The sequence below is a fragment of the Streptomyces sp. NPDC047042 genome (genome assembly GCF_040644035.1).
Lineage (GTDB): Bacteria > Actinomycetota > Actinomycetes > Streptomycetales > Streptomycetaceae > Streptomyces.
The window spans coordinates 79,655-103,805 of sequence record NZ_JBEYVP010000026.1 but is presented as its reverse complement, the minus strand read 5'-3'; the positions used below and the strand labels follow the sequence as shown (position 1 = coordinate 103,805).

The 24,151-nt window shown below is 71.2% G+C and carries 21 protein-coding genes; 11 read left to right on the top strand and 10 right to left on the bottom strand.

Features of this window, described 5'->3' with window-relative positions; translation table 11 throughout:
* Positions 1-2: 2 nt before the first annotated feature.
* Together ABZ855_RS28970 and rpmF are read left to right on the top strand one after the other, a co-directional pair.
* Positions 3-893: a hypothetical protein gene (locus ABZ855_RS28970; protein ID WP_360811743.1), complete on the top strand. Its 891-nt coding sequence runs from the start codon at positions 3-5 to the stop codon at positions 891-893.
* A 92-nt stretch (positions 894-985) separates the two neighbouring features.
* The gene (gene rpmF / locus ABZ855_RS28965) at positions 986-1,150 is read left to right on the top strand and encodes a 50S ribosomal protein L32 (protein WP_360811741.1); all 165 of its coding nucleotides are present in this window, start codon (positions 986-988) and stop codon (positions 1,148-1,150) included.
* A 33-nt stretch (positions 1,151-1,183) separates the two neighbouring features.
* On the opposite strand, the gene ABZ855_RS28960 is transcribed toward rpmF, so the two are convergent.
* Positions 1,184-1,963 (bottom strand): TIGR03943 family protein, encoded by a 780-nt coding sequence (locus ABZ855_RS28960; protein WP_360811739.1) that lies wholly within the window; start codon positions 1,961-1,963, stop codon positions 1,184-1,186.
* Entirely contained in the window at positions 1,960-3,042 is a 1,083-nt protein-coding gene (locus tag ABZ855_RS28955) for a permease (protein ID WP_360811737.1), read from the bottom strand. The genes ABZ855_RS28960 and ABZ855_RS28955 overlap by 4 nt, the downstream gene beginning before the upstream one ends.
* A 119-nt stretch (positions 3,043-3,161) precedes the next feature.
* On the opposite strand from ABZ855_RS28955, the gene ABZ855_RS28950 reads away from it, so the two are divergent.
* The 3 genes from ABZ855_RS28950 to ABZ855_RS28940 all read left to right on the top strand — a co-directional run bounded on the left by ABZ855_RS28950 (position 3,162) and on the right by ABZ855_RS28940 (position 5,443).
* Positions 3,162-3,569: a helix-turn-helix transcriptional regulator gene (locus ABZ855_RS28950; protein ID WP_360811842.1), complete on the top strand. Its 408-nt coding sequence runs from the start codon at positions 3,162-3,164 to the stop codon at positions 3,567-3,569.
* 82 nt (positions 3,570-3,651) lie between these two features.
* The gene (locus ABZ855_RS28945) at positions 3,652-4,770 is read left to right on the top strand and encodes a serine hydrolase domain-containing protein (protein WP_360811735.1); all 1,119 of its coding nucleotides are present in this window, start codon (positions 3,652-3,654) and stop codon (positions 4,768-4,770) included.
* 13 nt (positions 4,771-4,783) lie between these two features.
* Complete coding sequence (locus tag ABZ855_RS28940; RefSeq protein WP_360811733.1) at positions 4,784-5,443, top strand: nucleoside/nucleotide kinase family protein; 660 nt, start codon at positions 4,784-4,786, stop codon at positions 5,441-5,443.
* Positions 5,444-5,562: 119 nt separating this feature from the next.
* On the opposite strand, the gene ABZ855_RS28935 is transcribed toward ABZ855_RS28940, so the two are convergent.
* The 6 genes from ABZ855_RS28935 to ABZ855_RS28910 form a co-directional block, all read right to left on the bottom strand.
* Positions 5,563-7,401, bottom strand: a complete 1,839-nt coding sequence (locus tag ABZ855_RS28935) for a hypothetical protein (RefSeq protein ID WP_360811731.1) — start codon at positions 7,399-7,401, stop codon at positions 5,563-5,565.
* 13 nt (positions 7,402-7,414) lie between these two features.
* Positions 7,415-9,124 carry a hypothetical protein gene (locus ABZ855_RS28930; RefSeq protein WP_360811729.1) on the bottom strand — a complete coding sequence of 570 codons (1,710 nt, stop codon included), beginning with the start codon at positions 9,122-9,124 and terminating at the stop codon, positions 7,415-7,417.
* 2 nt (positions 9,125-9,126) lie between these two features.
* The gene (locus tag ABZ855_RS28925; protein ID WP_360811727.1) at positions 9,127-10,029 is read right to left on the bottom strand and encodes a carbohydrate ABC transporter permease; all 903 of its coding nucleotides are present in this window, start codon (positions 10,027-10,029) and stop codon (positions 9,127-9,129) included.
* Positions 10,026-10,946: a sugar ABC transporter permease gene (locus ABZ855_RS28920; protein ID WP_319210424.1), complete on the bottom strand. Its 921-nt coding sequence runs from the start codon at positions 10,944-10,946 to the stop codon at positions 10,026-10,028. The genes ABZ855_RS28925 and ABZ855_RS28920 overlap by 4 nt, the downstream gene beginning before the upstream one ends.
* Before the next feature lie 120 nt (positions 10,947-11,066).
* Positions 11,067-12,389, bottom strand: a complete 1,323-nt coding sequence (locus ABZ855_RS28915; protein ID WP_360811725.1) for an extracellular solute-binding protein — start codon at positions 12,387-12,389, stop codon at positions 11,067-11,069.
* 278 nt (positions 12,390-12,667) lie between these two features.
* Positions 12,668-13,798, bottom strand: a complete 1,131-nt coding sequence (locus ABZ855_RS28910; RefSeq protein ID WP_360811723.1) for an ROK family transcriptional regulator — start codon at positions 13,796-13,798, stop codon at positions 12,668-12,670.
* Positions 13,799-14,138: 340 nt separating this feature from the next.
* On the opposite strand from ABZ855_RS28910, the gene ABZ855_RS28905 reads away from it, so the two are divergent.
* The 5 genes from ABZ855_RS28905 (at position 14,139) to ABZ855_RS28885 (ending at position 20,687) form a co-directional block, all read left to right on the top strand.
* Positions 14,139-15,047: a BadF/BadG/BcrA/BcrD ATPase family protein gene (locus tag ABZ855_RS28905; protein ID WP_360811721.1), complete on the top strand. Its 909-nt coding sequence runs from the start codon at positions 14,139-14,141 to the stop codon at positions 15,045-15,047.
* Between the two features lie 169 nt (positions 15,048-15,216).
* On the top strand, positions 15,217-17,184 hold the full coding sequence (locus tag ABZ855_RS28900) for a phosphatase PAP2 family protein (protein ID WP_360811719.1): 1,968 nt from the start codon (positions 15,217-15,219) through the stop codon (positions 17,182-17,184).
* Between the two features lie 98 nt (positions 17,185-17,282).
* Positions 17,283-19,058: a phospholipid carrier-dependent glycosyltransferase gene (locus ABZ855_RS28895; RefSeq protein WP_360811717.1), complete on the top strand. Its 1,776-nt coding sequence runs from the start codon at positions 17,283-17,285 to the stop codon at positions 19,056-19,058.
* Between the two features lie 47 nt (positions 19,059-19,105).
* Complete coding sequence (locus ABZ855_RS28890; RefSeq protein WP_360811715.1) at positions 19,106-20,029, top strand: MurR/RpiR family transcriptional regulator; 924 nt, start codon at positions 19,106-19,108, stop codon at positions 20,027-20,029.
* Between the two features lie 283 nt (positions 20,030-20,312).
* Entirely contained in the window at positions 20,313-20,687 is a 375-nt protein-coding gene (locus ABZ855_RS28885; RefSeq protein WP_319210645.1) for a hypothetical protein, read from the top strand.
* Between the two features lie 100 nt (positions 20,688-20,787).
* On the opposite strand, the gene ABZ855_RS28880 is transcribed toward ABZ855_RS28885, so the two are convergent.
* Together ABZ855_RS28880 and ABZ855_RS28875 are read right to left on the bottom strand one after the other, a co-directional pair.
* Complete coding sequence (locus ABZ855_RS28880; protein ID WP_360811713.1) at positions 20,788-21,513, bottom strand: peptidoglycan-binding domain-containing protein; 726 nt, start codon at positions 21,511-21,513, stop codon at positions 20,788-20,790.
* Positions 21,514-21,621: 108 nt separating this feature from the next.
* Positions 21,622-22,704: a LuxR C-terminal-related transcriptional regulator gene (locus ABZ855_RS28875; RefSeq protein WP_360811711.1), complete on the bottom strand. Its 1,083-nt coding sequence runs from the start codon at positions 22,702-22,704 to the stop codon at positions 21,622-21,624.
* Between the two features lie 407 nt (positions 22,705-23,111).
* Here ABZ855_RS28875 and ABZ855_RS28870 point away from each other — a divergent pair, with 407 nt between their 5' ends.
* Positions 23,112-24,146 carry a sugar ABC transporter substrate-binding protein gene (locus tag ABZ855_RS28870; RefSeq protein ID WP_360811709.1) on the top strand — a complete coding sequence of 345 codons (1,035 nt, stop codon included), beginning with the start codon at positions 23,112-23,114 and terminating at the stop codon, positions 24,144-24,146.
* Positions 24,147-24,151 lie beyond the last annotated feature (5 nt).

Sequence of the window (24,151 nt, the reverse complement as noted above, 5' to 3'; positions counted from 1 at the left end):
TCATGCCGCACACGCCCGACCTTCAGCAAGGTGACCGCCAGGAAGGCGAGTTCGCCGATCTGTTCGCCCGCAGGGCCCGCACGCCGATCCGCGGCTTCCTGCCCGGCCGCCGGGTCTGGAAGACGGTCGGCGGCTCCGCGGCCGCGGTCCTGGTGATCGCCGCGTCCGCCTGGGGCGTCTCAGCCGTCGACTGGAGCGCCGGCGACTCCGACCAGGTGACCGCTGCGGCCGACAAGAAGGCGCCACGGGAGAAGGAGCGCGCCGACACCGCCAGGAAGCCGACGAGCACCCCGTCCAAGAAGAACGAGAAGGAGGAGGACAGCGGCGGGAAGAACCCCGAGGTGGTCTATGTGCCCGTGTCGGGCGGCGCGGGTGGGGGTGCCGGTCCGGGTGGGCACACGCCGGCGTCGAAGCCCTCCCCGAACCGCAGCACCGAAGGCTCCTCCGGCTCGACCGGCGGCACCGGGGAACAGAGCTCCTCGCCGACGGATCCGAAGAGCACGTCGAGCACGACGACCAGCTATCTGTGGTCGGACGGAAGCGTGGACACCACCGAGGCCAACGCCTACTGGGACCAGAGCATCGTCACCGTGAAGTCCACCAAGCCCCTCAGCAGCCTCAAGGTGGTCGTCAAGATCATTCAGACCGGAGGGGTCTCCAGCACCGGGACCTGGAGCGACCTCGGGGACAAGGTGGCGGTGGCCACGGGAGGGAGCAGCAGCGAACTGGACTACGTGGTGACGCTGAAGCCGGGGAACACGCTGGACGCCGGTACCTACGTCTTCAAGTTCCAGTACAACCACGACCAGGGCAACCGTGGCGCGGGCGGCGACCGCTACAACGTCACCGCCGTGGCCGGCTCCGACGACGAGTTCCGCTCCGGCGGCTTCTGACCCAGCCAGGGCACGGCCCGCACACCTCAACTGTTAATGGGATCCATTTTCATGTAGCGTCCTGTCTCGCTTGCCAACCGAGGAGGATTCCCATGGCCGTTCCCAAGCGGAAGATGTCCCGCAGCAACACCCGTCACCGCCGCGCCCAGTGGAAGGCGACCACGACTCAGCTGGTGCCCGTCACCGTCGACGGGGTCGCGCACATGGTTCCGCAGCGGCTGGTCAAGGCGTACGAGCGCGGGCTGATCCGGCCCTGAGACGGCGCCCCGAGCCGAGGCCCGACCCGGGCCTCAGTTGTTCCAGCTCTCGTCGTAGGGGTCGCGCGGAGTCGCCACCGGCTTGGCCTCGGTGATGTCGAGGAACGGGATGATGCCGTTGTTCACCGGGTCCTTGGTCCGCCGCGCGGTGTAGGTGCCGGTGAGTTCGAGCCAGGTGTCCGGCTGGAGCACCGGGGGGATCCGGCCGGTCAGGCCGACCTTGACGGGCTGGGCGTCCGCCGCACAGCAGTTGAGGGCCATCCGGACGAGATACGGGGTGCCCTTGCCGTCGAGCGCGAGGAACCCGGTGATGGTGATCCGCCGGTCGCCCAGTGAACGTCCGTGGTCGTAGGCCGCCCGGCCGGCGTAGTCGACCAGGCTGAGGCGTACGGGGTCGCCGGAGGGCAGGGGCGCGTACGCCAGCGGCGCCTGGAGGGCCGTGCCCGTGCGCAGGGCGCTGTAGGAGCCCAGGGCTGGCGGGGCGACCAGGATCAGCGCGAACAGGGGCAGGACCAGGAGCCAGGAGACGCGCGGTTCACGGTGGACGTGGACGTCTTTGCCGTGAACGTCGGGGTCGTCGTGAACGCCGGGGTCCCTGTCATGGGTGTGAACTCGGTTGTCAGGACCGGTCTTGGTGAGTTTCCGCTCGTACCAGACCGTCGCCAGCGCGGCCACGATCAGGATCACGCCCGCGCCGATGACCATCGGCTGGAGCCCCGCCTTGACGTACCGCAGATACAGGTCGGTGGACCCGGCGTGCACCATCGCTCCGCCGACCAGGAACAGGACGACCGCCTGTGCCTGCCGGTTCACAGGAGCACCGCCCCGACGAGGACCGCAGACGCCACGCCCATGACGAAGGTGGCCGGTGCGAAGCGGAGGGCGAACCCGCGGCCGAAGGTCGCCGTCTGCATGGCGAACAGTTTCAGGTCGATCATCGGCCCGACCACGAGGAACGCCAGCCTGGCCGTGAGCGAGAACTGGGTCAGCGAGGCGGCGACGAACGCGTCCGCCTCCGAGCAGATCGACAGCAGCACCGCGAGGACGGCGAGCGCGAGGACCGACACCACGGGGTTGTCCGCCGCGAGTCCCAGCCAGCTCGCCGGCACCACGGCCTTCAGCGTGGCGGCGGCCATCGCGCCGACGACCAGGAAACCGCCCGCGTGCACCACGTCGTGCCGTACGGAGTTCCAGAACGCGGCGCCCCTGCCGAGGCCCTCGTCGGAGGGATGGGCCGGCGGGCGCAGCCAGTCGGTGCGGCCGAGGCGCTGCCAGAGCCAGCCCATCGCGCAGGCCACGAGCAGGCTCGCGACGAACCGCGCGACGACCATCTCGGGCCTGCCGGGGAACGCGATGGCGGTCGCGGTCAGCACGATCGGGTTGATCGCCGGGGCGGAGAGCAGGAACGCCAGTGCCGCCGCCGGGGCGACCCCCCGCCGCACCAGCGCGCCGGCCACCGGCACCGAAGCGCACTCGCAGCCGGGCAGGATCGCTCCGGCCATCCCCGCGACCGGCACCGCGAGGGCGGGCCGGCCGGGCAGGGCGCGGACGAAGAACGACGGCGGTACGAACACCGCGAGCATCGCCGACAGCAGCACCCCGAGGACGAGGAAGGGCAGGGCCTGGACGACGACGGCGACGAACACCGTCATCCAGCTCTGCATCACCGGCGCGGCCACCGCCCGCCGGATCGGCCCCTGCAGGGCCACCACCAGGATCAGCACCATGGTCAGGACCAGCGGCGAACTGAACTGCCAGCCCTGCGGCTCACCCTGCGCCTGGCCCGGCGCATTGTCCGGCACCTTGTCCAGCGCCTTGTCCAGCGCCTTGTCCGGCGGAGCCTCCGTGTCGCGGTGGCCGGCCCCGGGCGGGGCCGCTCTGGTGATGCTCACGGGTGAGGTACCTCCGGGCGTGGCGGTGCTGCGTGCGTGCGTTCCCTGCCACTTCAGTACGCCAAGACGGGCGCGGTTGCTCATTTTGCGAGATCAAGGAAGGAGCTAGGTTGGCGCGTATGCAGTCCTACACCATTGGTCAGGCCGCCCGTCTGCTGGGCGTGAGCCCCGACACCGCGAGGCGGTGGGCGGACGCGGGCCGGGTGAAGACCCACCGCGACGAGGGGGGACGCCGTCTGATCGACGGGCGGGATCTGGCCGCCTTCTCGATCGAGCTGGCCAACTCCGGCGCGGGCACCGGCACCGGCGAGGAGGAGCCGTCGTACACCTCCGCCCGTAACGCCTTCGCCGGCATCGTCACGGCGGTGAAGCTCGGCGATGTCGCCGCCCAGGTGGAGATCCAGGCGGGACCGCACCGGCTGGTGTCGCTGCTCACCCGGGAGGCCGTGGAGGAGCTGGGCCTCGAGGTGGGTATGGAGGCGACGGCCCGGGTGAAGTCGACGAACGTGCACATCGACCGGACCTGAACCGGGCGCGGCGCGGGGGCGAACGGGGTGGCCGGAATTAATCGGTGGCCGTCCTCGCGGGGCCCTGGCTACGGTCGCCCGCATGGTGGAGACCTTCGGCACGTGCACGGACCAGTTCGCCCCGGTACGCGAGGCGTTGACGGCCTCGCTCGACGACAAGGACGTGGGCGCGTCCGTGGCCGTGTTCCTCGACGGCGAGCCGGTGGTCGACCTGTGGGGCGGCCACCTCGACGAGGCGCGTACCACCGCGTGGGAGCGCGACACGATCACCAACACGTGGTCCACGACGAAGACGATGACGGCGCTGTGCGCGCTGGTCCTCGCCGACCGGGGTGAACTCGACCTGGACGCGCCGGTGGCCCGTTACTGGCCGGAGTTCGCCGCGAACGGCAAGGACGACGTCCTGGTGCGGCAGCTGCTGGGTCACACGGCGGGCCTGCCCACCTGGGACGAGCCGATGACGCTCGAGAACCTCTACGACTGGCCCACCGCCACCGCCCGCCTCGCCGCCCAGGCCCCGGCCTGGAAGCCCGGCACGGAGGGCGGCTATCACTCGGTGACCTTCGGGCATCTCGTGGGCGAGGTGATCCATCGGGTCACCGGCCGCACCCCGGGTGTCTTCTTCGCCGAGGAGATCGCCGGGCCGCTGGACGCCGACTTCCACATCGGGCTGCCCGCCGAGCACGACCACCGGGTGGCGCCGGTGATCCCCCCGGCGGAGCGGGTGCTCGACCCGGACGCCGCCCTGCCGCGCGACCGTCCCGGCAACCCGCACATCCCGCCCGTCACCGCCAACACCGAGGCCTGGCGACGCGCCGAGATCCCCGCGGGGAACGGCCACGGCAACGCCCGCTCGGTCGCCGCCGTCCAGTCGCTCCTGGCTTGCGGGGGCACCGCACGGGGCGTACGGCTGCTGTCGGAGGCGGGCTGCGAACGCGCCTTGGAGGAACAGTTCCGCGGCATGGACTCGGAACTGGGCGTGCCCATGCGCTGGGGCATGGGGTACGGCCTGCACAGCGGTCAGATGCCCAACCCGCGCACGTGCTTCTGGGGTGGCTGGGGCGGTTCGATGGTCCTGGTCGACATGGACGCGCGGATGACGATGGCGTACGTCATGAACCGCATGATCGACGCGGGCGGGCTCGGCGACGACCGGGGCTTTTTGATGCTGGCGGCGGCCTACGAGGGGCTGTCCGGGTGAGAGACTCGGCCGCGTGGCACACCCCCTCTCCTCCCCCGCACCCACCTTCGACGACCTTCTCGGCCGGGCCAGGGCGCTGGTCCGGGGCGACCGGCGTGCCGTGCTCGGTATCGCCGGGAGCCCCGGTTCGGGCAAGACGACGCTCGCCGAACGGCTCGTCCGGGCGCTGAACGGCGACGGCTCGCCCTGGGTCGCCCATGTGCCGATGGACGGCTTCCATCTCGCCGACGTCGAGTTGGAGCGGCTGGGCCTGCGGGACCGCAAGGGCGCGCCGGACACGTTCGACGCGGCGGGGTACGCGGCGCTGCTGAGGCGACTGCGTGAGAGCGGCGACGCGGAGATCGTCTACGCGCCGGGGTTCGAGCGGGTGCTGGAGCAGCCGGTCGCGGGTGCCATCCCGGTGTTCCCCTCGGCACGGCTTGTCGTCACCGAGGGCAACTACCTTCTGCTGACGGAGGGGTCGTGGGCGCGGGTGCGGGCCCAGCTCGACGAGGTGTGGTTCTGCGCGCTGGACGAGGACGAGCGGGTGCGTCGGCTGGTCGCCCGGCACGAGGAGTTCGGCAAGGACCCCGACACGGCTCTCGCGTGGGTGCGGGGGACGGACCAGCGCAACGCCGATCTGGTCGCCGCGACCCGGGACCGGGCGGACCTGGTCGTGGACGGGCAGAGCTGAACGACGCGGCAGGGCGCAACGTGATGCGACGAGGCCGAGCAGCGCGCGGGTGAGCTGCTCGGCCTCGTACGTCTTGTCGGTCCGCCTCGGTCTGTCTCGGTCCGCCTCGTTCCGCCTTCTCAGTCGAGAAGCGTCAGCTCCGGTTCGCCGTGGGCGTCCCCCGCGACATCGCCGATCACGGCGGTGAACACCTCGGTGCGCACGAGCAGGCCTTCCGCCGTCGCCTCGAACACCGGCGCGAATTCGGCGTCGCCGTCGCCGCCGTACCGTACGGCGAACACGCTCAGGCCCTCTGGCGCCCCGGGGGCCGGGTCGGCCTCCAGTGCCGTGGAGCTGACCAGGTGACGCCAGCCCTCGTCGGGGTTGCCGTAGCCGCGCGGGTCCGCCGCGAGAGCGAAGGCCGCCTGCTCCTGGGTCGTGTCCGAGCGGGCGTCGAAGTGGTCCGCGCCCTCTGCCTGCGGGTGCGTCAGACGCAGGGGGCCCGCGGAGGTCACGGCGCCGGCTTCGGCGGTCCGGCGGACCCGGTCGCCGTCGTCGGTGGCGTAGGGCAGGCCGGCGAGCAGGTACGGGGTGCCGTCGAGGTGTTCGACGGCGACCGTGACCCACAGGGTGGTGCCGTCGGTGACGTACAGGGATCGGAGGTGACGCAGGACGTGGTCGCGGCCGACGACCGGCGTGCTGACCAGCTTGGCCGTGAGAGCGGCGGTGCGCAGGTCACGTACGCGGACCTCGCCCATCGGGCGGCAGAGCAGGAAGCCGTCCGTCACCGGGCCGAAGCCGTGCTGGCGGTTCACCGCCGCCGGGAGGTAGTAGGTGCCCGCCGCCTCGACCAGCGACGGCGTCATCTTGTCGTCGAAGGCCACCGAGACCGTGCCGGCACGGAGTTGGTGGCGCAGCGGCCGGGTCGAGGGCGTGCGGTGCCAGGGGGTGGTGTCCTGGATCTGCCAGACCAGCATCCACGCGAAGTGGCCGTCGATGCCGCCGTCCGGCTTGACCGCGCCGCGGGCCCAGCGGCTGTCGCCCCGGTAGCGGCCGAGGTCGGAGCCGATGCGTTGGCCGAAGTAGCGCAGGCCGAGGACCGATTCGAAGGCGGAGTGCTGTTCGCTGTAGCGGGGGCCGCCGTTGTCGTAGCCCCCGTTGGTCAGGCGGGCGTCGAGGTAGTGGGCCAGCGCCTCGCCGTCCTCGGCGAAGATCTCCTCGCCGCTGATCCGGTGGGCCTGGGCGAGGAAGGAGAGGGAGATCGGGCCGTAGTTGTTGTCGTAGGCGCCGCCGTGCTCGGGCGGCAGGGCCGCGCCCCGGTCGCTCACCCGGTGTGCGCGGATCTTGTCGACGTACAACGAGATCGCACGGGAACGGATCAAGTTCCCCTCGTCCGGAGGGAGATGGGGGGCGAGCATCAGGCCGCCGACGACGCAGCCGATGGCTTGGTTGCCGGCTTCCTGCGGGTTGAAGAAGGTGGCCTCGGTCAGCCAGCGCCAGTAACCGCGCGCCAACTCGACGAGTTCCGCGCGCTGTTCGTCGGCGACGAGCCCCTCGGCCGCGTCCAGGACGTTGACCGCGTGGAGCAGCGCCCAGACCGTGCTGGGCCAGTCGCCGATCGGGTGGGCGCCGGACTCCAGTACGTAACGGGCGTACGGCAGACCGGAGTTGCGTACCTTCAGGTTGGGGTAGCCGGGGTTGTCGTCGACGTAGACACGCTCGCGCAGGTGGAAGGCGAGGCTGCGGTGCACCGCCTCCGGCAGCCGGGGGTCCTTGCCGCGCTGCCAGGCGAGCGCGAGGAGCGAGGTGATGCCGAGTGAGGTGTCGCCGATGTCGTCGACGCAGTCGGGGTGTTCGAGGTTGCCCTCGGGCGTCAGCCGGGCGAGGGCCTGCTCGGTGACGTCGGCGAGGACGGCGTCGTACGCCTCCGGAGTGTCCGGCAGGTCGTGCAGCGGCCCGAGCTGGCGTGGGAGGTGCAAGGAGATCAGCCCTTCATGCCTGAGAGGTGGCGCGCAGTGTGAGGGTCAGTGTCTGCGGTCCGTGCCCACCGAGGTAGACGCGGTTGCCGGTCGTCGCGTCGGTGCCGCCGACGACGGTGTAGTCCTGTCCCGGGTCGTAGCGCAGTACGTCGCTCCGGTCGGGTCCGGCGAGCGGTTCGCCCGTCTCGACGGTGGCCTCGACCCGGATCTCGTCGTCGCCGACGCGGTAGGTCAACGGCTCGGTCGTCAGACACCAGCTTCCGTCGCCGAGCGGTACGGCGCCCCGCACCTCGCCGCCCGGCCGGAAGGTCAGTTCGAGGGCCCAGGGCACCGAGGGGCCGCTGATGTCGATCCGCAGGTCGGCCCCGTCCTCCCGCAGGTCGACCTCGACCCGGGTCGTGTGGGAGACCTCGTCCTGAGGGCGGTCGGGGAAGGCCATCGACGCGGAGAAGCGGCCCTCGTCCACCAGGCGGTAGGCGCCGTCGTCGTGCCTGCGGTCCTTCGGGAGCGGCTGGTAGTAGGCGGTGGTGAGGGTCTGGGTGAGCCGGTAGCGGTTGTCCGCGAGCTGTTCCATGTCGGCGGCGCGGAACGGGCCCAGGTCGAAGAACGCCCGCGAGAGGCGGACCGCGTCGAGGACGGCGGCACCGGCGAACACGCGCAGGAAGGTGGGGTTGCAGGCTAGGCCCGAGCGGATGCGCCGGTGCTCGGGCACGTCGGAGCCGCCGTACACCACGGTGTGCGCGGTGGTCGAGACGCGGGTGGCGAGGCGTGCCGTCGTGAGGTACCGGTGGCGCGGGAGCTTCTCCGTGTCCGGGGCCGGCAGGGCGCGGCACAGCTCCGGGGTGAGGAGGGTCTGGGCGAGCAGGTCGGCGTCGTCGATGCCGTCGGCGGCCGCCAGGCGGGCCGCGCGGGCGAAGTCGCCCCGGCCGGTGCGGATCGCGAGCAGCCGGTAGTGCGGCAGGTAGGGCCACAGCGGGAACGACAGCTTCTGGTCCTGGCGGCGCGAGTGGAGGGTCTCCACCGTGCCGTCCGGCCTGATCAGGTCCAGGGTCGTGGCGAGGTTGCGTTCGACGGCGTCCAGCAGGTCGGTACGCCCGAGCACCTCGGCCAGCAGCAGCAGGGAGGGGTTGGTCACGAGGGCCGCGTAGACGGCGCTGCGTTCCGAGTACAGGCCCTCCGTGTCGATGTCGACGCCCTCGGCGAGCCACTCCTCGGCGCGGGCGAGGAGCCGGTCGTCGGGGAACGACCGGTGCAGACGGGCGAGCGCCGCGCTCAGCTCCCAGCGGTGGTTCGGGGTGTGCACGCCACCGGTCAGGAGACCCGCGGTGGCGGCGCCGGCGATCTCGGCCAGCGCCGCCGTGATGTCCTGCAGTTGTGGCCCGCCGCCCGCCGCCAGGACGTACGCGTCGCACACGTCGTTGACGGTGAAGGCGGAGTCCGGCGGTGACTGCACGTTGTCGCCACCGGCGAACAGGCCGGAGGCGGTCTGCGCGGCCCGCAGGGCGCGGAGCTGTGTCGCCGCGGCGGCGACGGCCGGCTCACCGCCGTGCAGTTCCGAGTCAGGGCAACGGTATGCAGCGACCAGGGTCTTCACCCGCCGCGCCAGACCACGGTGCGGCACACCGGCGGGTTCCTCGTCGGGGCCGGCCGCCAGGGGGACGGCCGTCCGGTCGGCGGCACGGGCCACCGACCGGACGAACTCGTGGTCGAGCGGGGAGAGCAAGATCAGTCCTTCAGTCCGGCGTTGATGTCGGCGCCCATGACGTAACGCTGGAAGACCAGGAAGATGACGATCAGCGGGATCATCGAGATGACCGACGCGCCCAGCAGGACCGACCAGTTGATGTTCTGTGCGCCGACGATGCTCTGGATGCCGATCTGCACGGTGAACTTGTCGGGGTCGTTGAGCATCAGCAGCGGCCAGATGTAGTCGTTCCACCGCCACTGGAAGGACAGGATGGCGAGGGTCAGCATGATGGGCCGGGAGAGCGGCACCATGATGCGCGCGAAGATCGCCAGCTCACGGGCGCCGTCGATGCGTGCGGCCTCCACGAGCTCGTCGGGAACCGTCAGGAAGAACTGGCGGAACATGAAGCAGCCGGTCGCGGTGAGCACGGCCGGGAGGATGATGCCGGCGAACGAGTTGTAGAGGCCGAGGTTGCGGACCACCAGGAACTCGGGGGCGAGCATGACCTCGGACGGCAGCATCGTGGTGGCCAGGATGCAGATGAAGAACGCCTTGAGCCATTTGTTGTCGTACTTGGCCAGCGCGTACCCGGTGCAGCAGCTGATTCCCACCGTGAGGATCGTCGTGATCACACACACGATGGCCGTGTTGATGAAGTACTGCGAGAAGTTCGCGCTGTCCCACGCCGCCTCGAAGCCCGACAGGGTGGGGTTGTGCGGAACCAGTGTCAGCGGGTAGGAGAACAGGTCGCTGGACGGCTTGAGAGAGCTGAGGACGAACCACAGCACCGGAAAGCCGTACAGGCACGCCATGATCCACAGCAGTGTCGTCGCGGACACCGCCTGCCTGAGTCCACCGGTGGCCGTCTTGCGGGGCCGCTTCTTGGCGACTCTCCGTCCGGAGCCGGCGTCGGTCGGGCGCGGGATGTCTGTGGTTGTCATCGGTTCTCCACCCGCCGGTTGACGATCAGCTGGATGACCGCCACGGCCATCAGGATGAGCATGAGCACGAACGACGCGGCGCTCGCGTAGCCGATCTGTCCCCGCTTGAAGCCGGTCTCGTAGATGTACTGGACGAGCAGGTTGTTCGACGTTCCGGGCCCTCCGTTGTTGAGGGCGACGAACACCGGGTACTCCTTCATCGCGTTGATCGTGTTGAGCAGGATGACGATGAACGAGGTGGGCGCGATGCTCGGCAGCGTGATGCTGAAGAACTGGCGCCAGGGGCCGGCACCGTCGAGCGAGGCCGCCTCGTAGTAGGACACCGGTACGTTCTTGATCGCCGCGATGAACAGCAGCATCGTGAAACCGGTCCAGGCCCAGGATGCCGCCATCACCACCACGAGCAACGAGAGGTCCGCGTTCGACTGCCACGGAACGGCGTCCGCGCCGAACTTCTCGATGACGTAGTTGACCAGTCCGAAGTTCTCACCGAACATCCACCGCCACAGGACACCCACGACGATGGGCGACAGCAGCCACGGGATGAAGAAGACGACGCGGGCGACCGACCCGCCCTTCGCGTGCTTGCTCACCACCAGGTTGGCGGCGAGCAGCGAGACCACGAAGTTCAGCGGTACGAAGAGGACGGCGTACAGCAGCGTCCGGGTCAGCGCGTCGTAGAAGGTGGAGTCCCCGAACAGGTTGTGGTAGTTGTCCAGTCCGATGTACTGGAACGCCCCCACTCCCGTGTAGTTCGTGAAGGAGTAGACGAGCCCGATCACCGCCGGCCAGACGAAGAACAGCGCGAAGAGCACGACGTTGGCCGAGATGAGGACGAGCGGCGCAAGGGTGTACTTGCTGCGTCTCCTGGGCGAGCTCGGCGGGCTCGCGGTCACGGCCGAGGCGCGTTTTGTCATCTTCCTGACTCCGTGCTGGTGGTTTCGATTGCTGCGGGCTCCGGTCATGAGCCCGCCATCACGCGGGCGTCCGGGGACGGGCGGCGGTGTCTCGGCGCCGCCCGTCCCCCGGGCCCACGATCAGCCGCCGACCTGCTGGTTGTAGCCGGCCACGATGTTCTCCAGGGCCTTGTCGGCCGTCTGCTGGCCGTTGATCGCCTTGCCGAGCTCCGTCTTGGTCGGGTCCTCGGTGAGGCTCTTGCCCTTCAGCACCCAGTTCGTCTGCGCGCTGCTGAAGTAGCCGGAGATCGGGGCGTAGAGCGGGATCGACTCGTTGTAGAGCTTGAACGCCGCCTGCGCCGCCTCGGAGGTGAAGGGGTACTTCGGGGTCAGACCGCTCTCGACCGGCAGGAAGCCGGACGCCTCGCACAGCGCCTGGTAGTGGGCCGGCTCGTACAGCCAGGACAGGAACTTCGTCGCGGCCTTGGCGGCGTCACCGTTGTTGTTGAAGCCCACCGTCATGCCACCGCTGTTGACGTCGCTGGCCTGCACCGGCTGGGCGGGGGTCGGGACGCTCGCCCACTCGAACTTCTTGATGCTCTCCGCGAAGGCGGGCACCTGCCACACACCGGACCAGTAGGCGACGACGTCACCGCTCTGGAACATGGCGGACGGGTCGGCGCCGCTGGTCCACACCGACTTCGGCATGGTCTTGTCGTCGTTCCAGCCGACGAAGGTGTTCACGGCCTTCTTGGTCGCCTCGTCCACCGAGAACTTGCCGGAGTCGTCCGCGTGGACGTACTGCCCGCCCATCTCGTACACCATGGCGCGCAGCCGCGACGGCGACTGGTCGAAGGTCAGGGAGTACTTGGCCTTGGTCTTCTCGCGGACCTCGTCCGCCGCCTTGATGAAGTCGGTCCAGGTCCAGGTCTTCGACGGCTCGGTCGGGAAGGAGACGCCGGCCTTCTCGAAGAGCGACTTGTTGATGAACAGACCCGACGCGGTGACGTCCGAGGGGATGGACAGCACCTTCCCGGACGAGTCCTTCGCCAGGAAGTTGGCGTTGATGTTGTTGCTCTTGTTGTTGGCGATGGAGCTGAGGTCGATCAGCTTGTTCGACCAGATCGGGTCCAGCGCCGGCACGGCGGCCACGTCGGGCAGGGAGTTCGCCTGCGCGGCGTTGTGCAGCTTCGTCGTGTAGCCGTCGTAGGGAATGTTGACGAGCTTGACGTCGACGCCGGCTTCCTTCTTGTACTGCGCCACCATCTTCTTCCAGCCCGCGTCCTGCCCCGGAACCGTCGAGATCCAGAACGTCAGCGACTTCGAGGTACCGCCCGAGTCGCCTCCCCCTCCGCAGGCGGTGAGCAGCAGGGCTCCTGCCGAGGCAACGGCAGCGAGGGGAACCAGGCGGCGCATACCGCCGCGGCCGAGTCGGCTTGAGCGCCGCACACCCACAGTGGTCATCTTCGATCCCTTTTTTTCGTCGTAGGGGACAGAGCACGGCGCCGATCCAGGCGGCACGGGTGCATTTTGCAGGAAGGGCTGCTTTCGGGGGGCGCAGCCTCGCCCGGCCGCGTCGTCCACGCGGGGCGGGATCCCCGGCCGTCCTGGCCGTCACCGCACGGGCACGCCCTCGTGCGGTTGCCGTACGTCGTGTACGGGCGGGAGGCTCGCCCCAAGCCGGCGTCCCGGCCGACTTAGAAAGCGCTTGTCCGGACATTGGCAGACCGAGTCCGAACCCGTCAATCCTTGGACCGCCCGGGCTGGGTCACGGTTTGGACTCCTCTGGCGACGGCGAGCCGTGCCGCACCCACGACGGTGCCGAGATCACCGACCTGGCTGCTGACCACCTCGGTGGGCCAGCTCAGCCGCTCCAGCTCGGCCCGCACACCGGGCAGGAGCTGCGGAAACGCTCCGGTGCTGCCGCCCAGGACGAGCAGCCCCGGGTCCAGCACGGCGGTCACCGCGGCGGCCAGCCGGCCCACGTCCACCGCGTGCCGGTCGACGATCGCACGGGCCGTGGCGCCGCCGTCTCCGGCCAGCGAGAAGAGCTGGTCGGCGGTACGGGGGCACGCGCCCTCGGATTCCGGCCACGCCTCGGCGGCCCTGCGCAGCAGCGAGCGGGCGCCGATGTACTCCTCCAGGGCCTCCTGGCGGGGCTCCAGGCCGTCGTCCCAGGGGTAGGGCAGCCGGGCGAGCTCTCCGGCCGCCCCGTTGGCGCCGGCCAGCACATGGCCCCCCACGACGATGCCGAGACCGATACCGACACCGATCCGCAGATAGCCGAAGGTGTGCCGGCCGCGCGCCGCGCCCTCGTGCAGCTCGGCGAGCGCGGCGCAGTTGACGTTGTTCTCGAGGTGGACGGGCACGCCGGGCGGCAGTGCCACGGCGACCGCGTCGAAGACGGGTCCCGCCTTGGCGGTCGCCGGCCGCACGGTGCCCTCCTCGGCGCGCGCGGTGACATCACCGACGGCCACGACGATGGTGCGCAGCGGAGCGCCGGCGGGCAGCGCGGACAGCGCTTCGCGCACCACGTCGGCGCCCTCCTCGCGGGGGCCGGTGGCCTCGGCGAGCAGGGTGCCGTCCAGGGCGCAGCCGCGCACCCGGGTCAGGGCGGGGCCGAGATCGACGGCGAGTACGGCGCCGGCCGCGGGGCCGAGTCCGTATACGGCGGCGGAACGGCCCGTACCGCCGGAGGCGATGCCCGAGTGGGCGGCGAGCCGGGCGTTCTCCAGTTCCGCCACGGCGGAGGAGACGGTCGGCTTCGACAGGCCCGCGAGACTCGCGAGCTGCGGCCGGGTGGCCGTACCCGCCCCGGCCAGCACGGCGAACACGGCGCTCGCGCTCTCGGTCAGACGGGGGGCCTTCGCCACGTCGTGTTCCACAGTCTCCCCAAGGTCGAGGGCCGCGCTCCCCGGAAGCTCGAAGTCGTGGGATGCGGCGACGGGATGCCCTGGTATCGCGGGTTTCCCGCCGCGTCTCCGGCCCGGTCGGGGCGCCGTCGCGGTCGGGTGCGCGATACCTCTTGACACGCACTGTACTTCGTTAGTTAACTTCCTAACGAATGTCACGGTACTCGCCTGCCGTGCCCGCTCAGAGGCCCGTCCCGGGGCTTCCCTAGCTCTTCCGTACATCAGCTCTTCCCCAGGTTTTCCCTGCTCCAGGCACGGTTCGCCCACCGTCGCAGCCAAGCGCAACGACGAAAGAGGATCCGTGCAGGACTCCCCCTTCCCGCGCCCGCTCGTCGTGGGCATCGACGTGGGCGGCACCAAGACGCACCTGCGCGCCCGCGCCGGGGACGAGTCGATCGCCGATCACGTCCGCCCGAGCAGCGGCTGGCGGCCGCACGACCCCGTGGCCGCCGCCGGCTGGCTGGCCGCGCTGGTCACCGACACCCTGCCCGCGGGCTCGCGCCCGGCCGCCGTCGCCATGGGCGGACACGGCTGTGAGACACCCCGTCAGTGCGAGGAGATCCGCTCCGCGCTCGAGGCGTGTCTCGGTGTTCCGTGCCGGATCGTCGGCGACGCCGAACTGCTCGTACCCGCCGTCGGTCTGGACCGGGGCGCCGGCCTTGTCGCCGGCACCGGTTCCGTCGCGGTCGGCCGCCTCGAGGACGGCAGTCCCGTCCAGGTCGGCGGCTGGGGCGCGCTCCTCGGCGACGAGGGCGGCTCCGCCGGTCTCGTCCGCGAGGCCGTCCGCGCGGTGTGGGCCGCACACGACCGGGGAGAAGAACCCGACGAACTCACCAAGGAACTTCTCGTCGCGTTCCAGGTTCCCGAAGTGCCCGCGCTGGGCGGGGCGTTGGAGAGCGCCACTGCTCCGTCCGCCGACTGGGGCCGGCACGCGCCGGCCGTGTTCGCCGCCGCCGAGGCGGGCTCGTCGCTCGCCGGCACGGTGATCGCCGAAGGCGGCCGGTCGCTCGCCGCGCTCGTCGCCCGGCTCGCCGCGCGCGGTGTCCCGGTCGACGACGTCGTGGTGGCGGGCAGTACCGTTCTCGCCCAACCCGTCCTGTACGACGCCTTCGTGGCGTCCCTGGCCGAACGCGTGCCCCACGCCCGGCCGAGGCACCTCGACGTCGCGCCGGTCGAAGGGGCACTGGCGATGGCCCGTTCACTCGTCTGACATGTGCCGGTCGCCGGACCAACTCCGACCGGACACAACTCGCCCGTAGATCTTCGCTCGTATGCTCGGGAAAGCGCGTTCACCGCTCGCGTCACGAGCGCACCACGAGCCGCAGTCACTCGCATCCCTCCTTGGCCGTACGGCCGTAGAACTCCAGAGAGGCAGCCACATGCCGTCATCAGCCGGGCAGCACTCCCCCGCGTCGGTCCGTGAACACGCCCCGAACCGCCGTGGGTTCCTCAGGATGTCCCTGGGGGCGTCGGCCGGAGTGCTGGGCGCGCCGACCTTTGTGTCATGGCTGGCCGCGGCGGACGCGAAGGCGGCCACGAGCCCCGCCGCGGACGCGACGACGGCCACGGCCCCCCTCGCGTTCGTCGACGACTACAAGACCAACGTCGTGGCGAACCAGACGGCCGAGACCAACGCGGTGCTCCGGGTCCTCGACGGCTTCGCCAAGGTGTGGAAGACCGGCGACGCCTGGAACACCGGCATAGCGCTGCAGCCCGAGGTGCTGCGCGCCAACGTGCGTTACTGCGCCCGCGTCACCGGCGCCCGCACCGAGGCCCAGGCCAAGGAGGCGTTCGTCTACGACCGTCAGCACCAGAGCTACGCGATGATCGCCGCGCTGGGTCCGCTGGCCGACCTGTACAAGGCGGGTGCCAAGGCGGTCACGTCGATCACGACGGCGCCGGACACCACGCCCCCGACCACGATCAGCGACTCCGTCCCGGCGGGCGCCCCGGCCGGCTCCGCCCTCGGCGCGGGGTCGTACACCTCGGACCTCGGTCAGGTGGCGAAGCTGGTCGACACCGTGCGCGGCCCGTTCGCCTCCGGCAACCCCGCCAAGTTCGCCTTCCAGTACCCGCGTCCGTGGCGCCTGAACCCGGACAGCGAGGTCGTCCCCACGGGCGCGACCGACTCCCTCGGCTTCCCGGTGTACGAGTCGGACGTCGTCGTCGTGACGCAGCTGCTGCGTCAGCGCGGTACGAACGCGGCCGAGGACGGCGGCTTCCCCAGCGGCCACACCAACGCCTTCCACCTGGCGGCACTGGCGTTCGCGTACGCGGTACCGGAGCGCTTCCAGGAGATCGTGACGCGCGCCTTCGAGCTGAGCCACACCCGGATCATGTCGGGCATGCACTCCCCCACGGACGTGCTGGGCGGGCGCATCATGGCCACCGCCCTGGCCGCCGCCGCCCTCTCCGACCCGGCCAACGCCGACCTCAAGGCGGCGGCGCGCGCCCAGGCCCTCGCCTACTTCCAGGCGCAGACGGGCACGACGGCGGACACCCTCTACGACTACGCGCACTCGGCCCCCGCCGGCACCGACCCGTACGCCGACCGGGCCGCGAACGCGTGCGCGGTCGAGCCGCGTCTCACCTACATCCTCAACCGCCGTGGCCGCGACCAGGCGCTGACCGTGCCCAAGGGCGCGGAGGTGCTGCTGGAGACGCGTCAGCCCTACCTCGACGCGGCACAGCGGCGCGCGGTGCTGCGCACGACCGCGCTGCCCGCCGGGTACGTCCTGCTCGACGGCTTCGAGCAGTGGGGCCGGCTCAACCTGTTCGCCGCGGCGGACGGTTACGGCTCCTTCGAGTCCGACGTGACCGTCTCGCTCGACGCCGCGGCCGGGGGCTTCGGCGCTGCCGACAGCTGGCGCAACGACATCGACGGCCGGGGCGGACTGACCAAGACCGGCACCGGCACGCTCACCCTGACCGGGCACAACAGCTACACGGGCGGCACGGACCTCGAGGCGGGCACGCTGGTCTCCGCCTCCGCCCACGCGCTGGGCCACGGCGACGTCCGGGTGCTGGGCGGGACGCTGCGGGTGACCGAGCCGGTCCAGCTGCACGGCACGTACGCGCAGCAGTCCGGAACGCTGGCGGTCACGCTGCGCAGGGGCCGCCGCAAGGAGGTCGTGACGGTGACCCGGCGCGCGCTCCTGGCGAAGGGCAGCGTACTGTCGCTGACCCTCGACGCCGACAACCCGCCGGCCGTGGGCAGCGTCGTCGAGGTCATCGGGGCCGCGTCGCTGCGCGGCCGGTTCGACCGTGTCGAGGTGAACTCGGACACGATCCGCGCCGTGCCCGTGTACTCGGCGAACGGTCTGTCGGTGCGACTCGTGAAGCGGTAATGCACGGGGCGGGGCGGGAGCCGATGCGAGAGTAGGGCCATGGCCCGGCTCCGGATCACTCCCGCCACCGCGCGGTCGACGTCGCCCCGGGGCGGACGATGACACGCGACCGGCACACGCTTGTCGAACCCGCGCCTTCCCCCGACGCGGGGAGCCCGCCCGGCGCCGAGGCTCCGGAGCAGGTGCTCACTCAGGCGCGCACGACCGTACGTGCGCGGCAGTTCGCCCGTCTCGGACACCACCGACGCCTGCTGGTCCCGCTCGCGGTGGCCGTGCTGCTCCTCCAGATGGCCGTCGCGATGATCACGACGGCGGTGGAGCAGACGCCCACCATCGACGAGCCCGTGTACGTCGGCACGGCGGCCGTCTATCTCCACGAGCACAGCCTGCGGCTCAACCCCGAGCACCCTCCGCTGGGCAAGCTGATCATCGCCGCCGGAGTGGCCGTGGCCGGCCCGCACTTCGACCGGGGCTACGACGGCGACCAGAGCCATGTGGGCCGGCATCTGCTCTACGAGTCCGGCAACGACCCCTGGCGTCTGATGCTGTGGGCGCGTCTGCCGGTGATCGCGCTGACCTTGCTGTTCGGGCTGGTGGTGTTCGTCTTCGGCCGCGAACTCGCGGGTGTGGTGGGCGGGTTGGGGGCGCTGGCCCTGTACGCGTTCTCGCCCGACGTCGTCGCGCACGGATCGCTGGCCACGCTCGACGTACCGGCGGCCGGGTTCGTGCTGACGTCGGTGTGGCTGCTGTGGCGGGCCCGGTGGCGGCCCCGGCTCTGCCTTCCGCTCGCCGGAGCGGCCCTCGGGGCGGCCCTGGCCACGAAGATGAACACCCTCGCCGCCGTTCCGGTACTGCTCCTGTTGGCGGGCCTTTCGGTGTGGCGCCCTGGGCGCGCGGCGGCTTCGGGTACCCACCACGCGGCTGCTTCGGGTACCCGCCCCAGGTTGCTCGCGCGGGCCGTCGCCGGCTCGGCGTTGGTGGCGGTGGTCGCGGTGGCCGTCGTATGGGCCACCTATCTTGCCGTCGATCCCCAACTGCGCTGGACACCGTCTCCCGGCGAGGTACCGGCCGTGCACGGGCCACGGGGGTTGCTGGCCGGTCTGCTGCCCTTCCCGGAGGCCTACCGGGACGGTGTACGGCTGCAGTTCGGCCTGGAGAACGCGCACTGGGAGGGCTTCCTCTTCGGGCGGCGCTACGAGGGTTCCCTCTGGTACTACCTGCCCGCCGCCCTCCTGGTGAAGACCCCGCTCGGCATGCTGGTGCTGTGGATGGCGGGTACGGCAGCGTTTTTGACGATTCGTCAACTCAGGTCCGCCGCGCCTTACTTGCTGCTTCCGACGGCCGTGCTGCTGGCGGCGGCGATGGACGGGCAGCGGGACCTGGGAGTGCGGTACGCCATCTTCGTGCCGATGTTCGGGGCGGTGGCCGCGGTCGGTGTGCTCGCGCTGCGGCGACGGTGGGTGCCGGTCGTGGCGGCGGGGCTGTTGGCGTTCGTGGCCGTCAGTTCACTGCGGGCCTTCCCCTTCTATCTCCCTTACTCCAACGAGGCGTTCGGCGGACCGACGAAGACGCACGAGTGGCTGCACGACTCCAACGTGGACTGGGGCCAGGACCTGGGGCGGCTCGCGGACCGGCTGCACGACCGGTACGCGGGGCAGCGGGTCTGGCTGGTCTACAAGGGCAGCGGAGTGCCGTCGTACTACGGGATCCACGCGTCCGATCCGCGCCACCGGCCCGAACGGAAGGTGCACGGACTACTGGTGGTGTCGGACTCGTCGATCGTCAAGGCACGGGGGGGGCGGCTGGCGCGGCTGATCCACAGCAGCCGGGAGGTCGACGAGGTCGGCCACTCGATCACGATCTTCCGCCGGTGAAGGGTGAGCTATGTTGAGTCGCTGTGGGAGACGAACGAGGCACATCGGTGCCATCGCCGCAGCAGGCTCGCGCCCAGGCGTCCGCGATCACTTCGGGGAAGACCGCCCCTGAGGTCGAAGCCGCGCCGGCCTCCCGGCTGCGGGAACTGTTCGACGGGCCCCGGCTCTCCCCCGGGCAGCGGCGCATCGCGCAGTATCTGATCGAACACATCACCGAGGCCGCGTTCCTGTCGATCACCGATCTGGCCGACCGGGTGGGAGTGAGCCAGCCGTCCGTGACCCGGTTCGCGGCGGCCGTCGGTTTCAGCGGCTACCCGGCCCTGCGTGAGCGGCTCCAGGCCATCGCGCTCAGCACCCTCGCGAGCGCCCCGGGCGCGGCGGAGGAGAACCGGAGCAACGAACTCCAGGCGGCGGTGGACGCCGAGATCGCGAACCTGGAGAACCTGCGGCGGGACTTCGCCGACCCCGACCGGGTGATCGAGGTCGGCCGGAGCCTGTCGCGCTCGACCCCGCTGACCGTGCTCGGCCTGCGGATCTCCGGGTCGCTGGCCGAGTACTTCGCCTACGCCGCCCGCCGCATCCACCCCGACGTCCGGCTGGTGACCCGGGGCGGCAGTGTCGCCTACGACGCGCTCCTCCAGTCGCGGGAGGCCGGGGGCACCTGGGTACTGGCGTTCTCGATGCCCCGGCACGCGCAGGAGACGCTCACGGCGGTGCGGGTCGCCCGGCGGGCCGGACTGCGGGTGGCCCTGATCACCGACCTGGCCCTCGGTCCCCTGGCCGACGAGGCCGACATCATCTTCGCCGTCGGTACCGGTTCCCGCCTGGTGTTCGACTCGTACGCCGGGCCCGCCGTGCTGTCGGCGGCGCTGCTCCAGGCCATGACGGACGCGGATCCGGAGCGTACGCAGGGGCGTCTGGAGGAGTACGAGCAGAGCGCCGACCTGCATCAGTTCTTCCTAAGGGACTGAATATCCCGTTTTGTGCATGAATTTTTTCATACTTCTTGCAAACCGGACGGCATATATAAATACTGCTCACGGATCGCGTCCCGACGGGACTCCGGGACTCGTTCCACACGCCCCGCGCATCCGCTGCCGCCGTCTCCTACCCGCGTCGGCGCTCGGGTGTCCGGACGGGTGTCGCCTGCGCGAACGCCCGTTGCGGCCCCGGCCATCCCCTAGGCCGGGGCCGCTGAATCCTGTCGCACCACCCTGTCGACGCCGCACTCCCGGAGCGATGACCATGAGCACGATGACCACGACGACCACCCGGACCGGCCCGGACTGGCCCTGTCAGGTCAAGATCCCCGGCAGCTACGACTGGGAGCGCTCGGCGGTCAAGTGGCTGCGCGAGCTGGTGCCGACGCGCTACGCGGGCTACCCGACGCTGATCCGCCACCCCGTCCTGCTGGCCCGACACGCGCACATCCAGGTCCAGCACGAGATCCGGGTCGCCCGCACCGCCCTCCAGACGGCCCGCGCCGACCTGCCCGGTCTCGGTCTGAGCGAGTCGGTCATCGAACACACGATCAAGATGTACGCCGCCGAGGTGCTCCAGCTCCAGCACATCGCCCGCAGCATCCGCGCGGTCACCCAGGCCCTGGTCGACACCCACGCCGCTCGCTGAGCGGCCCTGCCGGTCCCTTCCGTCCTCCCCGGTCCTCCCCGGTCCTTCCGATCCTCCCCGGTCCTTCCGATCCTCTCCGGTCCGCCTGTCGCGAGGGCGTTCAGGACCCCGTACGGGACTCCAGGTCCCTGCGTGTGTCGTCGCCGTAGACGCCGGTCTCGTCGCCGCGGATGCCGTACCAGAGCTGGAAGCGGGCCACCGCCTCGGTGAGGCTCGTGTCGTAACTGCCGGTCGTGGCGCCGTGGGCGTAGACGTCGGGGATGCGCAGCAGACGTTGCTGCAGCTCGGTCACCTCGGGGCCGCTGTCCCCCTCCCGCAGCGTGCCGGCACCGTCCGGGTCGACCGAGGCCGGTGCCGACGCCGACGGGGTGGGCACCACGGCCGGGGCGGTCGGGGGTGACGGCCGGACCTCCTCGCCCTCGGCGCTGCCCGGGAGCAGCAGGGCCGAACCGAAGCCCACCAGGGCGGCCGCACCGACGGCGACCACCACGGCGACGCGGCGGAGGTTGGGGCCGAACCCGAAGCCACCGTCGGCCCGCCGCGTCCGTTCGCCCTGTCGGCGGCGGGAGACGGGCGGCAACTCCTGCGTCGAGTCATCGGCGCCGGGAGCCGGCCGAGGCTCGGGCCTGGACTTGGGCCTGGGCCTGGGCCTGGGCTCGGGCCGGGGCAGGGGCACGGACTCGTAGCCCTCCGGGATTTCGGCCATCGCCTCCTCGTGCTCCCGCATGAGCTGTGCCAGTGCCTCGGTGCGGCGACGGCGCACCACGCGCGTCGGCTCCAGGGGTCGGCGGCCTTCCGGCCGGCCCGGGGTGGGCGGTGTCGACACTCTGCTCCCCTTCCCTATCCCTGCGTACGAATGCGCGGGGCCGCACACGGCCCGCGTACGGCGACGCGGCGGCTCCGTGAAGTGATACGCGGTCAGGGGTAGTTGGGTTCAGTACGAAGGGCGCGGCTTGCGCGGAGCGCGGTGTCCGTCGACGGCCCCGGCGTCGCCGCCGCGCTCGACGAAGCGGCCCAGATGGTCCGGCGTCGGACGCAGCAGCCCGTCCCGGACGGCGAGCGCGGTGGCCTCGGCGCGGGAGGCGGCGCCGGTCTTGCGGAGCAGATGCTCGATGTGGCTGTGCACGGTTCGCGGGGACAGGAACAGCGCCTGGGCGATGGCCTGGTTGGTCTGCCCGATGGCGGCGCGGGTGAGTACCTCCAGCTCACGCGGGCTGAGCCCGTACGGCAGTTCGGTGGGCGTCTCGTGGACGAGCACCGCCGATGCCGGGCCGGTCAGCCCCGGTGCTGTCGTGTGCCGGTGCAGGGAGACGCGGTACCAGGTGCCGTCGAGCGGCCACAGCAGCCGCAGTCGTCGGCCGCCCGTCTCGGCGAAGGCGCGCAGCAGCGGGCGGAACTCCTCGTCCGCCGCCACCCGGGCGCGCTCCCGTCCCGGCAGGCCGACGGTGCCGCCCTCGGCGACGAGGCTCGCCGCGCCCTCGGAGGGCAGTCCGTGCAGATCGCCGGTGTGCGCGGTGGGGTCGACGAGTGCTCCGAGGGCGGGGATGACGGAGGCGAGGAGGTGGCGGGCCTCGGTGTCATAGGCGTCCGGGGTGCGGGTGGAGAGGTTGATCAGACCGACGAGGCGTCCGTCGTGCCGCAGCGCTCCCGTCATGGCGTCGCGCAGGCCGGCCGGGCGGACCCGCTCGGCGTAGAACCAGCCGTGCCTGAAGCGCTGGCCGGGGTCGTCGGCGTCCTCGGAGATCGAGGGCGGCACATCCTGCCGGACGACGTTGCGGTACCAGGGCGTGTCGACGAACTCGGCGGCCATCGCCTGCGAGTTCTCGGCGGTGTAGCCGATCCCGGCGACCTGGACGTGCTCACCGGTCAGCGGGTCGATGGACAGCAGGGTCGCCATGTCTAGGGGCAGGGCGTGACAGAGCTCGGCAAGGGCCTGGGCGCAGGCCGACACGGTGTCGCGCTCGCGCGTGAGCATGCCGATGCGGGTGGCCGCCGCGATCTGGTGGTGGCTGAGCATGCGCGCCTCCGGGAGGGCCCGGGAGTCATCCAGGAGCCAATTCGTTTGGCCCCTAACGCTAGGGCCGCACCCCGTGCCGGGCAAGACATCCGCCCCGATGTAACGGACCCGGTGCCCCGTCCGGCCACCGGAGCCGGGCGGGTGCGGACGCGGCCGGCATTCGGCGGCCGGCCTTCGGTTTTCGGCGGTCGGCATTCGGCGGTCGGCTTCGGCGGTCGGCGGCCGGCATTCGGCCTTCGGCGGTCGGCTTCGGCGGTCGGCCTTCGGCGGTCGGTATTTGTACGGATGGTGCGGCGGGGCGCGGGGGTCTTTCCTGTTCGACACGGCCGGTCCTTGTGGAACCCGCCCGTTGTCGTCCCCCTCGCAGCCCACCCCGTGCTGGGCACATCCCCTGGGAGAGCACCGCCATGACCACATCCCCGTTCGCCGGTTCCGCGGCCTCGCGCAGACAGTTCCTCGCCTGGTCCGGTACGGCTCTCGCCCTTGCCGCCGCCGGCTGTGCGGCGCCCGGCGACGACACGGCGTCGTCGGGGCAGAAGGCCACCGCCGACAAGGGGCCGCGCGAGCCCTTGACGAAGATCGGGCTGGACTACCCGTTCACCCAACTCCCGCTCTACGCAACGCTGGTGAAGCTCTCCACGGCCGCCGCCAAGAAGCACGGGGCCTCGCTGCTGACGACCAGCGACGGCAGCAGCGCCGACACCCAGGCGACCAACCTCAACACCTGGGTCGCCCGCAAGACGCCCGCGATCGTGTCGTTCCCGATGGTCTTCGAGGCCGCCGAGCCGATCGCCAAGGCCGCGCTGGACGCCGGCCTGATCTGGGTGACGTACGGCGGCACACTGGAGCACCAGAGCGCCGACATCCGGTTCAGCTTCCGGGAGGGCGGGACCCTGCTCGGTGAGGCGGCGGCCAAGTGGGCGCTGGAGAACCTGGGCGGCAGGGGCAAGATCGCCTTCCTCACCGACAGCACGATCGAACTCGGCCGCGAGCGAACCAAGGGCATGGTCGACGCCTTCACCAAAATGGCGCCGGGCGTCGACGTGGTCGCCCAGGAGCAGGCCATCGACCCGGACACGGGCCTGACGAAGACCAAGGCGATCCTGGCCAAGCATCCCGACCTCAATCTGCTGCTCGGGGTCACGGACGCGTCGGCGTACGGCGGGTACAAGGCGCTGGAGCAGACGGGCCGGGCGAAGGACGACGCGAAGACGTTCGTCGGCGGCCAGGACGGCGCGGCGCCCTCGCTCCTCGCGATCAAGCAGGGCACCTTCTACCGCGCCTCGGCCGCCCTCGCCCCGCAGGACATCGCCAACGCCATCGTGGACGTGCCCCTCGCGGTCGCCGCGGGCAAGGCCAACCCGGGCGTGGACGTACCGATCGCGCTCGTCGGCCCCCGCGACACCGCGAAGATCGACGCGCTGCTCGCCCAGAACGGCTAGGAGAG

Excerpts from the sequence above, each read along its gene's own strand:
- rpmF (WP_360811741.1), top strand. The coding sequence starts at position 986 with ATGGCCGTTCCCAAGCGGAAGATGTCCCGCAGCAACACCCGTCACCGC.
- ABZ855_RS28945 (WP_360811735.1), top strand. The coding sequence starts at position 3,652 with ATGGTGGAGACCTTCGGCACGTGCACGGACCAGTTCGCCCCGGTACGC.
- ABZ855_RS28885 (WP_319210645.1), top strand. The coding sequence starts at position 20,313 with ATGACCACGACGACCACCCGGACCGGCCCGGACTGGCCCTGTCAGGTC.
- ABZ855_RS28920 (WP_319210424.1), bottom strand. The coding sequence starts at position 10,946 with ATGACAAAACGCGCCTCGGCCGTGACCGCGAGCCCGCCGAGCTCGCCC.
- ABZ855_RS28925 (WP_360811727.1), bottom strand. The coding sequence starts at position 10,029 with ATGACAACCACAGACATCCCGCGCCCGACCGACGCCGGCTCCGGACGG.
- ABZ855_RS28970 (WP_360811743.1), top strand. The coding sequence starts at position 3 with ATGCCGCACACGCCCGACCTTCAGCAAGGTGACCGCCAGGAAGGCGAG.
- ABZ855_RS28895 (WP_360811717.1), top strand. The coding sequence starts at position 17,283 with ATGACACGCGACCGGCACACGCTTGTCGAACCCGCGCCTTCCCCCGAC.
- ABZ855_RS28875 (WP_360811711.1), bottom strand. The coding sequence starts at position 22,704 with ATGCTCAGCCACCACCAGATCGCGGCGGCCACCCGCATCGGCATGCTC.
- ABZ855_RS28900 (WP_360811719.1), top strand. The coding sequence starts at position 15,217 with ATGCCGTCATCAGCCGGGCAGCACTCCCCCGCGTCGGTCCGTGAACAC.
- ABZ855_RS28915 (WP_360811725.1), bottom strand. The coding sequence starts at position 12,389 with ATGACCACTGTGGGTGTGCGGCGCTCAAGCCGACTCGGCCGCGGCGGT.
- ABZ855_RS28870 (WP_360811709.1), top strand. The coding sequence starts at position 23,112 with ATGACCACATCCCCGTTCGCCGGTTCCGCGGCCTCGCGCAGACAGTTC.
- ABZ855_RS28950 (WP_360811842.1), top strand. The coding sequence starts at position 3,162 with ATGCAGTCCTACACCATTGGTCAGGCCGCCCGTCTGCTGGGCGTGAGC.